Origin of the sequence: Blastococcus sp. Marseille-P5729, from assembly GCF_900292035.1 — a bacterium.
In the GTDB taxonomy this organism is placed as follows: Bacteria; Actinomycetota; Actinomycetes; order Mycobacteriales; family Antricoccaceae; genus Cumulibacter.
Genome location: NZ_OMPO01000002.1, coordinates 90,012 through 102,418 on the forward strand (window position 1 = coordinate 90,012; position 12,407 = coordinate 102,418).

At 69.9% G+C, this 12,407-nt stretch carries 8 protein-coding genes; 7 read left to right on the forward strand and 1 reads right to left on the reverse strand.

Features of this window, described 5'->3' with window-relative positions:
• Positions 1–14 precede the first annotated feature (14 nt).
• The 7 genes from glgX to DAA40_RS09030 all read left to right on the forward strand — a co-directional run bounded on the left by glgX (position 15) and on the right by DAA40_RS09030 (position 11,303).
• Positions 15–2,084, forward strand: coding sequence for a glycogen debranching protein GlgX (glgX, locus tag DAA40_RS09000; protein ID WP_106849423.1), 2,070 nt, complete (start codon positions 15–17; stop codon positions 2,082–2,084).
• 25 nt (positions 2,085–2,109) lie between these two features.
• The gene (locus tag DAA40_RS09005; RefSeq protein WP_106849424.1) at positions 2,110–2,949 is read left to right on the forward strand and encodes a protein kinase; all 840 of its coding nucleotides are present in this window, start codon (positions 2,110–2,112) and stop codon (positions 2,947–2,949) included.
• A 1-nt stretch (position 2,950) separates the two neighbouring features.
• Positions 2,951–4,270, forward strand: a complete 1,320-nt coding sequence (locus tag DAA40_RS09010) for an FHA domain-containing protein (protein ID WP_158716341.1) — start codon at positions 2,951–2,953, stop codon at positions 4,268–4,270.
• 60 nt (positions 4,271–4,330) lie between these two features.
• On the forward strand, positions 4,331–6,325 hold the full coding sequence (locus tag DAA40_RS09015; protein ID WP_106849426.1) for an alpha-1,4-glucan--maltose-1-phosphate maltosyltransferase: 1,995 nt from the start codon (positions 4,331–4,333) through the stop codon (positions 6,323–6,325).
• Positions 6,325–7,590 (forward strand): phosphotransferase, encoded by a 1,266-nt coding sequence (locus DAA40_RS09020; protein ID WP_106849427.1) that lies wholly within the window; start codon positions 6,325–6,327, stop codon positions 7,588–7,590. Before DAA40_RS09015 ends, DAA40_RS09020 begins: the two co-directional genes overlap by 1 nt.
• Positions 7,591–7,626: 36 nt before the next feature.
• Positions 7,627–9,807, forward strand: a complete 2,181-nt coding sequence (glgB, locus tag DAA40_RS09025; RefSeq protein WP_106849428.1) for a 1,4-alpha-glucan branching protein GlgB — start codon at positions 7,627–7,629, stop codon at positions 9,805–9,807.
• 101 nt (positions 9,808–9,908) lie between these two features.
• A complete protein-coding gene (locus DAA40_RS09030; RefSeq protein WP_158716342.1) occupies positions 9,909–11,303 on the forward strand; it encodes a neutral zinc metallopeptidase in 1,395 nt (464 codons plus the stop codon).
• 70 nt (positions 11,304–11,373) lie between these two features.
• Here DAA40_RS09030 and DAA40_RS09035 read toward each other — a convergent pair whose 3' ends face one another.
• Positions 11,374–12,405, reverse strand: coding sequence for a co-chaperone YbbN (locus tag DAA40_RS09035; RefSeq protein WP_106849430.1), 1,032 nt, complete (start codon positions 12,403–12,405; stop codon positions 11,374–11,376).
• Between the last annotated feature and the right edge of the window lie 2 nt (positions 12,406–12,407).

The window sequence follows — 12,407 nt, forward strand, 5'->3', positions numbered from 1 at the left end:
GTACGGTCGGGTCCGTGTGTGCGACAACGCCCGACGCCGTCGGGGCGACCACCGACGGACGTGAGACCGTCTTCCGGGTCCACAGCCGCGCCGCCCGCCGGATCGAGCTCTGCCTGATCGAGGCGACTCCGGAGCGCACGAGTATCGACCAGCGGTGTGTCGAGATGCAGTGCGTCGGTGGCGGCATCTGGGAGGCCCGCGCGGCGGTCGGGCCGGGAACGACCTATGGGTATCGTGTGCACGGCGAGCACGATCCCGCTCGGGGCAGGTACGCCAACCCCGCCAAGCTCATGGCCGACCCGTACGCTCAAGCGCTGGTCGATGCGCCCGGGACCTCGGCTGAGGATCTCGAGCTGCTGCGGATGTGCACCCCGGACGGGGCGCCCGACCCCCGTGACTCCATCGCGGTCGCACCGTGGTCGGTGGTGTGCGCCGACCGCGCTCCGGTCCCCAGTACCCGCCCCCGGCTGCCGGCGGGCGGCCGCATCATCTATGAGGCGCACCTCGGGCAGCTGACTGCGACGCTGCCCGACGTACCCGAGCGCTACCGGGGCACCTTCGCGGCGCTGCGCTCGCGGATGCTGATCGAGCATTTGGCCAGCATGGGCGTGAGCACCCTGGAGCTGCTCCCGGTCGCGCACTGGGCCAGCGAGATCAAGGTGCGCCAGCGCGGCCAGCGCAACGTCTGGGGGTACAACCCCCTCGGCTTCTTCTCCCCCATGCCGCACTACTGCGTCGCCAGCGACATCGACGCGCGGTGGGACGAGATCGCCGGCGCCGTCGCCACCCTGCACGCCGCGGGCATCGAGGTCGTGCTCGACGTCGTCTTCAACCACACCTGCGAGGGTGCCGCGAACGACCCCGCCTACCACCTGCGCGGCATCGACAATCTGGCCTACTACCTCACCGACCCAGATGACCCAGGTCGGTATGTCGACGTCACCGGGTGCGGCAACAGCCTCAACGCGGCGAGCGAGCCGGTGCAGGACCTCGTCGTCGCGGCGCTGCGGCATTGGGTGCAACGTACCGACGTCGACGGATTCCGGTTCGACCTGGCGACCACCCTCGGCCGCGAGCCACACTTCTCGGCCCACCACCCGCTGCTGCGGCGGATCGGCGACGACGCGCTGCTGGGCGATCGCCTGCTGATCGCCGAACCGTGGGACGCCGGCCCGAATGGATACCAGCTCGGCGGTTTCACCACGCCGACCCGGGGTGAGCCGTGGGCGGAGTGGAACGACCGGTTCCGGTCCACGGTGCGCGACTTCTGGCGCCCGGGCCACGGCTCCCGCGCGGACCTGGCCACCGTGCTCGCCGGCAGTCACTCCGTGTGGGGTGCGCGGCGGGCAGGCAGCTCGATCGGTTACGTGACCGCCCACGACGGGTTCACGCTGCACGACCTGGTCAGCTACGACACCAAGCACAACCACAGCAACGGGGAGAGCAATCGGGACGGCAGCGCGGACAACCAGTCCTGGAACGGCGGCGTCGAGGGTGAGACCGACGACGCCCGGGTGCGGGAGCTGCGGCTGCGGCGGCAGGGCTCGATCCTCGGGTGCCTGATGCTGCAGATCGGGACACCGATGATCACCGCCGGCGACGAGCGGGACCGTACCCAGCGCGGCAACAACAACCCCTATTGCCTCGACCGGCCGCACCTTGCCGTCTCGTGGGAGCCCACTCCCGAGGCCGACCACCTCACCGCGCTCATGCAGGCCTTCGCGTCTACTCGCCGTGAGCACGCGCCGCTGTTCGACGGCAGGTGGCTGGTCGCTCCGGGGGAACGCGGCGGCCACGTCGTCGAGTGGTTGGACCGACAGGCCCTCGCGCTCACCGAGAAGCACTGGCACGACCACGACAAGGTCCTCCAGGTGCACTACCCTGCCTCGAGCGGACGCGGGCCGTTGCTGATCCTGCTCAACGGCAATCACGAGCGCGCCATGGTCCGGCTGCCCTCCGGCGGACAGGACGGCGGCTGGCGGATCGGCATCGACACCGCCGACCCGAGCCGGGTCGGCGTCAGCGTGCCCGACGATGAGCCGCTGCTGCTGAACTCCTTCAGCCTGATGGTGCTCGCCGACTAGAGTCGAGGCAACAGGAGGAGCCCACATGCATCCCGCCCCACTACCGGACACTGCCGGCCCGCCCGGGACGATCGCCGACTTCACGGTGCTGGGCCCGCTGGGCCGCAGCGGATCCTTCGTGCTGGCGACACCGCCTGCGCGCCTGGTGGACGCCGGCCCGCAGGTCGTGCTGAAGGTGTACCCGGCGGACGCCGCCACCGACGAGCACCACGCCTTCGACCGGGTGGCGGCCGCATTGCGGGCAATCGCCGCGGTGCGCTCCAGCTTCCTGGTCCGGCTGCTGGAGGTCGGTCGCAACGACGGGCTGATCTACTACGCCATGGAACATCTGCCCGGGGGTAGTCTGGCCGCACCCGCGAGCCAGTTGACCTTCGCCGAGGTGCTGCGCGCAGTGTCCTGCGCGGCGCGCGGTGCGCACGACCTGCACGAGCAGGGCATCGCGCACCGCAACATCCACCCGGCAGGGGTGATCCTGCACGCGGAGGGCGCCCGCCTGTCCGACCCCGGTCTGGCGACATACCTCAACCCGGGAATGACGCTGACCGGGCGGCTGGGTACGCCGCACGTTGCGTTCATGTCCCCCGAGCTGCTGCGCGGTCAGGAGCCGACCCGGGCCAGCGACCTGTACTCGCTCGGCGCGACTTTGCACTACGCGGCGTCCGGGCAGACCCTGCACCCGCACGTCGACGCCACCGATCCGAGCGCGGGGCTCTCCTCGATCATGTCGAGCGCACCTACGATAGACCCCGGCCTTCCGGCGCCGATCGCCCAGATCGTGCAGCAGTGCATCGATCCGGCGCATCAGGACCGCCCCAAGACCGCCGGCGATCTGGCTGATCGCCTCGATGCACTCTGGAAGCGATGAGATGACGCTGCGATACGAAGTGACGCCCGGCGAGGGAATGGTCGCCCGGTACGGCGACAGCATCGTGTGGGTGGGCGCCCCAGTGGCGTCCGAGGCGTGGGAGGCGCTCGGCGCGGTCCTCGAGCTCGGCCCGGGCGAGGATCCCGACGGCGCGGACACCGCGAGCCGGCTGGCGTCCCTGCAACGCGTCCTCGACGAGCATCCCCGCACCGTGTTCGCTGCACTCGTGGTGGACGGCGACCAGGCGCAGGGCATCCTCCGTGGCCCGGTCACCGTGCGGAATGCGACCGACATCGCCCCGGCGACCGGGCATGACCAGTTCGGGGTCACGGTGCCCTTCCCGATGTCCGAGGCGGTGTTCGTCGGCTTTCACCAACCCGGCAGCAACCCGCCCGCCAGCGCAGGGCTGCTCGACCTCGATGCGGGCGTCGTCCCGGGCGCGGGAGCCTGGGTGCACCCGGTCCCCTCGGGGCGCCGGCATGCCGACGGCGAGCACGCATCATCCGCAGCCCAGCCGCTGCCCCCCGCGACCGGAACCGACCAGCAGCCGCCGGAGCCACCCGAGTCGGCCGGCTCGTCCGGCTCGTCCGGCTCGCCCACCGGCTGGCCGGAGCCGGGTCTCGGCGCCGCACCGCCGCCTGGCGTCACCGTCTCGAGCCCAGGATTCGCCGACGCCGCGGTCGACGCTCCACCCACCGAGCAACGGCCGGCGCCGCCGGCTACCGGCGAGCACCAGGCGCAGCCCCAGGACCTCCCGCCGGTCGACTCCTCGGGCACCTGGGCGACACCCGCCGCCGGGGCGGCCGCGCCAACGGCGCCCGCACCCACCGCCGGCGGCGCCGCTGCGTTCACGCCGGCCGCCGACCACCAACGCACCGATCTGCGTGATGTCTCCGCTCCGGTGAAGGCCGACCCGCTTCCCCCGATCGGCGGACCGGACATCCCGGACCGGTCGTCGACGACCACGCCCAGCAGCGGAATCATCGTGTTCGACGACGGCAGCACCTTCTCCCTCGATCGTGACTACGTGATCGGTCGGCGTCCGGAGAAGGACGCCCGGGTGCAGTCCGGCGCCGCGGAGGCGCTCACCGTCGTCGATCCGGACTCGGTGCTGTCAAGCGCACACGCCCTGGTCTCACGCCGCGGGGAGCAGGTCCTGCTGCGTGATCTCGGATCGCTCAACGGAACACACGTCGCGCCTCCCGGAGCAGGCGACTGGACCAAGCTCGACCAGCATCAGGAGGTCGCGATCGTGCCCGGGACCCGTCTGCTGTTCGGCTGGACGATCGCCACCTTCGCCGGACCCGACGCCAACGACTGAACCCGTCGCCCGGTCGACCCTCGCCGGCTACCGGTGCCCCCGACTTGCAAGGATGAGCACATGGACGCTGCACGGATCGAGAAGGCGCTCTCCGCGGACCGGATCGGCATCACCGACATCTCCCCCGTCGTCGACGACGGCCGCTTCCCCGCCAGGTGCATCGACGGCCAGGTGGTGACCTTCTGGGCCACTGTCTTCCGCGAGGGACACGACGCCGTCGGCGCTACCGCGGTGCTGAGCAAGGACGGGCAGGACGTCGCCAGCGCCCGCATGCGGCCCGTCGGGATCGGCACCGACCGCTGGAGCACCGACCTGTCGATCGACGGCGAAGGTGAGTGGGAGTTCCGGATCGAGGCGTGGGGCGATCCGTGGGCCACGGTCCACCACGCGATCACCGCCAAGCGCGAGGCCGGCCAGGGTGCCGACGAGCTCGCCAACGACCTGGCGCTCTGCGCGACCATCCTCGAGCGCGCTGCTGCTGACCTCGAGGGCACGCAGGCCGCTGTGCTCCGGGACGCCGCGCTGCGGGTGGCCGATGCCTCGCTTCCGATCGACGACCGGCTGGCCGCTGTGCTCGGTGAGCGCGTCGGGACCCTGATGCACGAGAGCCCGCTGCGCGAGCTGGTCACCGCCAGCCCGCGCTACCGGATCTGGGCGGACCGCGCCCGGGCCGCGGTCGGTGCCTGGTACGAGCTGTTTCCGCGGTCCACCGGCGGCTGGGACGAGCACGGCCGGCCCGTCCACGGAACCTTCACCACCGCGGCGGCTGCCCTCGACCGCGTTGCTGCGATGGGCTTCGACGTGGTCTACCTGCCGCCGATCCATCCCGTGGGCGAGATCAACCGCAAGGGCCCGAACAACACCTTGACTCCCGGGCCGGACGACTGCGGCTCACCGTGGGCGGTGGGCTCGAAGGACGGCGGGCACGACGCCGTCCACCCCGATCTGGGCACCATCGACGACTTCGACGCCTTCGTGGACCGGGCCGGCGAGCTGGGCCTGGAGATAGCGCTCGATCTGGCGTTGCAGTGCGCCCCGGACCACCCATGGGTGGCCGAGCATCCCGAGTGGTTCACGACCCTGGCCGACGGCACGATCGCGTACGCCGAGAACCCGCCGAAGAAGTATCAGGACATCTACCCGCTGAACTTCGACAACGACCCTGTGGGGCTCTACAAGGAGGTCTACCGGGTCGTACGCTTCTGGGTCGAGCACGGCGTCCACGTCTTCCGAGTGGACAATCCGCATACCAAGCCGATCAACTTCTGGAACTGGCTGATCTGGGAGATCAAGCGCGACTACCCCGACGTCGTGTTTCTCGCCGAGGCCTTCACCCGCCCAGCGATGATGAAGGGCCTGGGAATGCGCGGGTTCTCGCAGTCCTATACCTACTTCACCTGGCGGACCGAGAAGTGGGAGCTGGAGGAGTTCGGCCGTGATCTGGTCGACTCCGCTGCCTACCTGAACCCGAACATGTTCGTAAATACTCCCGACATCCTGCACGCCACGCTGCAGTACGGCGGACCCGACATGTTCAAGATCCGGGCGGTGCTCGCCTCGATGATGTCGGGATCGTGGGGTGTCTACAGCGGATATGAGCTCTTCGAGCACGTGGCGGTGAAGGCCGGCAGCGAGGAGTACCTCGACAGCGAGAAGTACCAGCTCCGTCCTCGTGACTGGCAGCGAGCCCGCGACGAGGGGCGCAGCCTGGAGCCTTTCCTCACCCAGCTCAACGAGATCCGGCGAGCGCATCCGGCGGTGTCCTCCAGCATCGCGAACCTGCAGTTCCACCACAGCGACAACGACGCGATCATCGTCTTCTCGCGACGCGACGCACGCACCGGTGACACCGTGCTCGTCGCGTGCTCGCTCGACTCGCACCACACCCAGCAGACGACCGTCCGGCTGAACATGCCGGCGCTCGGGCTGGGCTGGAACGACCGGTTCACCGTCATCGACGAGCTGACCGGCGCCGAGTACGAGTGGGGCGAGGCGAACTTCGTCGAGCTCGGACCGGCGGGCGAGCCGGCGCACATCTTCCAGGTTCGCCAGTAGTGCGCACCCCGCCCGGCGATCACCTCGCGCGCTGGCTGCTTCGCCAGCGCTGGTACGCCGGGCGGGACAAGGCTGTCCCGCACACCGCGCTCTCGATGGTCGGCGCACCGTACGAGCACGACGGTCTCAGCGTCGCGCTGGCCGTCGTGACGGCCGGTGACGGGCCGGCCACCGAGCGCTACTTCGTGCCGATCGCCCATGCTGCTGGACACGGCCTGGCCTCGGATCCCATCTATACCGGGGATGCGGAATGGTTCGACGCTTTCGCCCATCCCGCGTCGGCACGGGTCGCGATCGAGCTCCTCGGACGCTCGACGTCCGCCGTGCAGGCGACCTGGCTCGATGAGGCGCCACTCGACCTGACCGGGTTGACGGCCGCCGCGGGTGAGCAGTCGAACTCTTCGTTGCTGACCGGGCAGCACGTCATCAAGGTGCTGCGGAGGATGCAACCCGGCCCGAATCCAGAGGTGGAGGTCGGCCAGGCGCTGCGCTCGTCGACCAGCGTGGCGACTCTCTGCGGGTTCTCACAACTGGCCGACGGGCCGACCGACGTACTCGTCGTGCACCGGCGCATCGCGGGAGCCGACGGTTTCACCCTCGCTGTCGCGGACGCCGACCGGCAGGCGGTCGGAGAGGTCGAGCAGCACTTTCCCGGGGCGGCGTACGAGCTGGGGATCACGCTGGGCGCGGTGCACTCCGACCTGGTGACCGCCTTCGGCGAGGAGAGCAGCGCATCCTACGGGCCGGAGCTCTCCAGGCGGCTGCTGCGCCGGCTCGACGCGCTCGCGGACCTCGACGTCCTCCAGCCCTACCTGTCCTCCGCAGCCGCCATCTTCGGGGATCTGGCCCGGGTACAAAGACCGCTGACGGTGCATCGAGTGCATGGGGATCTGCACCTGGGGCAGAGCCTGTTCACCGACGACGGCTGGCGGCTGATCGACTTCGAGGGCGAGCCGCGCCGTCCCCTCGAGGAGCGGCGCGCGCCCGAGAGTCCGTTGCGGGATCTCGCCGGCATGCTGCGATCGTTCGGCTACGCCGCGCGCTGGAGCCGCCGCCCAGGCGGATCGGGCGGGTGGGAGCACGCCGCGCGGAGGATGCTTCTGGAAGGCTATCGGCTGCAGCGGCCGGACGCCGTCGACGAGCAGGTCCTCGAGGCGCTTGAGCTCGACAAGGCGCTCTACGAGGTCGGGTATGAGAACGCCTACCGCCCGGACCGGGTACGCATCCCGCTCAGTGCCGTGGCGGCGCTGGCCGGCCGCGGGTGAGGCAATAGGCTCGGAGTACCGGACAAAGGAGAGAAGATGACGTACGCGACCCCGGCTCCCACCGTCGACGCCGAGGACGTGTCGCGGCTCCTCGCGCGCAGCCACCACTCGCCGCACTCCTTCCTCGGCGCGCACCCGTTCGACGACGATCACACGATCGTGCGCGTCTACCGGCCCGGCGCCGGCACGGTCGAGGCGGTGATCGGCGACGACCGGATCGGGATGACCCGGCTCGTCGACGAGGGCGTGTTCGCCGTCGTCGTCCGCGGCCCGGTGCCCGACTACCGGCTCGCGGTTCACTACGGAGAGCGCGAGCTGCTCGTGGACGATCCCTACCGGTGGTTGCCCACCCTCGGCGAGCTCGACTGTCACCTGATCAGCGAGGGTCGCCACGAGCAGCTGTGGGAGGTGCTCGGCGCACACGTGCGCCGGTACGAGACCGCCTCCGGCGAGGTCGAGGGCGTGTCGTTCGCGGTGTGGGCGCCGAACGCCCGCGGCGTCGCGGTCGAGGGCGACTTCGACTACTGGGGCGGGCGACAGTACCCCATGCGCTCTTTGGGCAGCACCGGCGTGTGGGAGCTGTTCATCCCCGGGCTCGCAGCGGGCGCGCTCTACAAGTTCGTCGTGACCGGGGCCTCGGGCGAGGTGCTGGAGAAGGCCGACCCGCTCGCGTTCGCCACGGAGGTTCCGCCGTCCTGGGCGGCAAAGGTCGTCGAGTCCACCCATGAGTGGGGTGACGAGCAGTGGCTGAAGCGCCGCGCCGAGACCGCCTGGCACGCCGCACCGGTGAGCGTCTACGAGATGCACCTGGGCTCCTGGCGCAAGGGGCTGGGCTACCGCGAGCTGGCCGACGAGCTGATCGAGTACCTTGACGGTACCGGCTTCACACACGTGGAGATGATGCCGGTCGCCGAGCACCCCTTCGGCGGCAGCTGGGGCTACCAGGTGAGCTCCTACTACGCGCCGTCCGCCCGCTTCGGCTCCCCCGACGACCTGAAGTACCTGATCGACCGGCTGCACCAGGCCGGCTACGGCGTGCTGATCGACTGGGTGCCGGCGCACTTCCCGAAGGATGGCTGGGCGCTGGCCCGCTTCGACGGCACTCCCCTCTATGAGCACGCCGACCCGACCCGCGGTGAGCACCCGGACTGGGGCACCTTTGTCTTCGACTTCGGTCGCCGCGAGGTGCGCAACTTCCTGGTCGCGAACGCGCTGTTCTGGGCCGAGGAGTACCACGTCGACGGGCTGCGCGTGGACGCCGTGGCCTCCATGCTGTACCTCGACTACTCGCGCCCCGACGGCCAGTGGCGGCCCAACCAGTACGGCGGCCGGGAGAACCTCGACGCCGTCGCCTTCCTGCAGGAGTTCAACGCCACCATCTACAAGCGCGCCCCCGGCATCATCACGGTTGCCGAGGAGTCGACCGCGTGGCCGGGGGTCACCCGCCCCGTGCACCTCGGCGGGCTCGGGTTCGGGTTCAAGTGGAACATGGGCTGGATGAACGACACGCTGCGGTACATCGAGAAGGATCCGGTGCATCGCGAGTACCACCACAACGAGCTGACCTTCTCGTTGGTGTACGCCTACAGCGAGAATTACATCCTGCCGATCAGTCATGACGAGGTCGTGCACGGCAAGGGCTCGCTGCTGGCCAAGATGCCCGGTGACCGCTGGCAGCAACTGGCAAACCTGCGCGCCTATCTCGCGTACATGTGGGCCCACCCGGGTAAGAACCTGCTGTTCATGGGCTGCGAGTTCGGCCAGGACGCCGAGTGGGCGGAGGGCCGGAGCCTGGACTGGTGGCTGCTGGAGGACCCGCGGCACGCCGGCGTCCTGCTGCTGGTGAGCGATCTGAACCGCGTCTACCGCCAGAGCCCCGCTCTCTGGGAGCGAGACAACGACCCGGCGGGATTCGGCTGGATCGATGCCAACGACTCCGGGAACAACGTGCTGTCGTTCCTGCGCTTCGACGGCTCAGAGCGACCGCTGGCCTGCGTGGTGAACTTCGCGGGCACGCCGCACCACGACTACCGGATCGGTCTGCCGCACGCCGGTTTGTGGCGCGAGGTGCTCAACACCGACGCGGAGCGGTACGGCGGGTCGGGCGTGGGCAACCTCGGCGCGATCGACGCGGTGGAGGAACCGTGGCACGGGCGACCCGCGTCAGCCTCGATAGCCATCCCGCCCCTGGGCGCGGTGTGGTTCGAGCCTGCGTGATCGCTCACGGTCCGGTGTCCACGCCGCCGGCTTGGCGCCGCTGGCCAGGCCCGCCGCATACAGTTGGGGGCACCGTCTCTCGAGCACATGAGGTTTTCGACGTGAAGCCACGACTTCGACACCGCGCTGGTGGACTGTTGGCCTTGCTGCTGGCCGTCCTCGTCATCGCGGGCTGCACTCGAACCGTTTCCGGCGTCGCGACGCTCGCGGAGGGCGGCGTGAAGAAGGACGCTCCGCCGTCCGACCTGAAGATTGAGAACGGCGACGGCAGCGAGATCGACCAGCTCGTCGCCAACTCGATGGACGACGTCATGACCTATTGGGAAGACGTCTTCGAGGAGTCCTTCGACAAGGAGATGGAGCCGCTGCAGGGCGGGTTGTGGGCGTACGAGCCCGGGCACGACGGGGCCCTCCCGTGCGTGCCTGCCAACCAGGTGGAGATCGTCGAGAACAACGCCTTTTACTGCCCCACTGAGGACGCGATCGCCTATGACCGCGCGTTCATCGGTCAACTGGCCGACGAGTTCGGCGAGTTCATCGTGCCGCTGGTGTTCGCGCACGAGTTCGGTCACGCCATCCAGGACCGCGTGGGCGATCCCGGCTCGAAGACGATCTCGTGGGAGGGGCAGGCCGACTGCTACGCGGGGGTGTTCACCAAGGAGGCCACTGAGGGCACCGCGCACTTCCAGGCCACCCGCGAGGACCTCGACAGCGTGCTCACCGGCTACCTGATGCTGCGTTCCCAGCCGGGCGGCTCCCCCGACGACCCCAACGCGCACGGCTCGGCGTTCGATCGCGTGGCCGCCTTCCAGGAAGGCTTCAACGACGGCCCCGGCCACTGCTACACGGCCTTCGACGACGACCGCGTCTACACGCAGATTCCGTACCTGACCGCCAACGACAAGGCGAACGAGGGCAACCTGCCCTACGACCAGACCCTGCAGACGATCCCGACCGAGATGAACACGGTCGCCGAGACGGTCGTCGACGGCTCGTGGGAGCAGGTCGACGCCTCGGGCTTCGAGGGCAGCTCAGCCAAGTGCGACGGCGATCCGCAGGACGAGCTGGTGTTCTACTGCGCCGACGACCAGACGGTGTACTACGCCGAGAAGGACCTGATCTCAAAGGCTTACGACAAGTTCGGCGACTTCGCCGCGATGACGCTGATCGCCATGGGATACGCCGATGCGATGCTGGACGCCGAGGGCGCCAAGACCGACGGCAAGGAGGCCTTCGAGGCCCAGTTATGCCTGGTTGGGGCTTATGCCGGTGGAGCCTTCGAGGCGAGCGCCACCGGGGAGCAGTCTCCCCTCGGCGGACTGCAGCTGTCGGCCGGCGACCTCGACGAAGCCGTCATGGTGCTCATCGCGCTCGGCGAGGACGACGAGATCCTGGCGACCCACGGACTGGACGCCTTCGACCGCATCGACCTGTTTCGGGAGGCCTTCGAGGCCGGCCGCGACGATCCCCTGGGCGCCGCCCAGAGCTGCCTCTAGCCGGCGACGAGCCCGCCGAGACCTGTCCGCCAGCCGGTCCCCGGCAAGGACGGTTGCGGCGCGCGAGAGCCTAGAACAGCGCAGACGCGAGGTTGCGGCGTGCGGTGGCCACCGCGGGCTCGGCGTTGCCGACGATCGCGAACAGCTCGATGAGCCGCTGGCGAGCGGTCTCCTTCGCCTCCTTGTCCCCGTCCCGCACGATGCTCAGCAGCCGGCCGAAGGCATCCTCGTACTGCCCGGCGGCCACTTGCAGGTCGGCGGCCTTGCAGGCCAGCTCGACATCGCCGGGAGCGGCGTCGGCCTGCGCGACGACCTCGGAGGCGTCGTCCCCGCCCTCGGCGTTCAGGCGTTTCATGAGCTGGATCTGGGTGATGGCGTCCTTGGCCAGTGGGTGTGCGGGCTGATCGGCCAGCAGCGACCGGTACAGCTCCTCTGCACGGTCCAGCTCGCCTGCCGCCAGTGCTTCCTCGGCCTGCTCGACCCGCGGGTCCTCTGCCGGCCCAGCACCCTCGGGCAGCGTTCCGCCGGTCCCTTCGACGACGGCCTTGAGGAACTCACGCAGCCGGCCCTCGGGCTGCAGCCCGTCGAACTCGGCGATCATCTGGCCCTGAAAGACCGCGCGTACAGCAGGCACGCCCTGGATCCGCATCGCCTGCGCCACGCGCATCTGCGACTCGGCCTCGACCCGGCCGAGCAGCCAGCTACCCTCTCCCTCACCGGCCAGGCGGATGAAGGTCTCGCCGTACTGCTGGGACTGATCGGCGTTCGCCAGCCAGAACTCCAGGATCACCGGCACCTGCATCGACTGCTCGAGCACCTGCTGCAGGTTGGCCTCGGTGACGTCGACCACGTACTGGCCCTGAGCGGACGGCGCGGGCGGCTGCTGCGTGCCAGGGGTCTCAGGCTGTCCCGGCGCGGGTGGCGTCTGCCCGGCATCGGGCACGGCTTGGTGCCCGGCGCCCCCGAGGGACGACTGCTGCCCGGCCTGGGCACGAGCGGCGTCCGCGCGGGCCTTCAGGCCGCTGAGATCGACGGCGCCGGACAACGCGGCCGACAACGCGGCCTGCTGTGCTTGCTGGGGGTTGGGGCGGGGCCTGGTCACGT

Coding starts and splice junctions, on each gene's coding strand:
- DAA40_RS09005 (WP_106849424.1), top strand. CDS start 2,110: ATGCATCCCGCCCCACTACCGGACACTGCCGGCCCGCCCGGGACGATC.
- DAA40_RS09010 (WP_158716341.1), top strand. CDS start 2,951: ATGACGCTGCGATACGAAGTGACGCCCGGCGAGGGAATGGTCGCCCGG.
- DAA40_RS09015 (WP_106849426.1), top strand. CDS start 4,331: ATGGACGCTGCACGGATCGAGAAGGCGCTCTCCGCGGACCGGATCGGC.
- glgB (WP_106849428.1), top strand. CDS start 7,627: ATGACGTACGCGACCCCGGCTCCCACCGTCGACGCCGAGGACGTGTCG.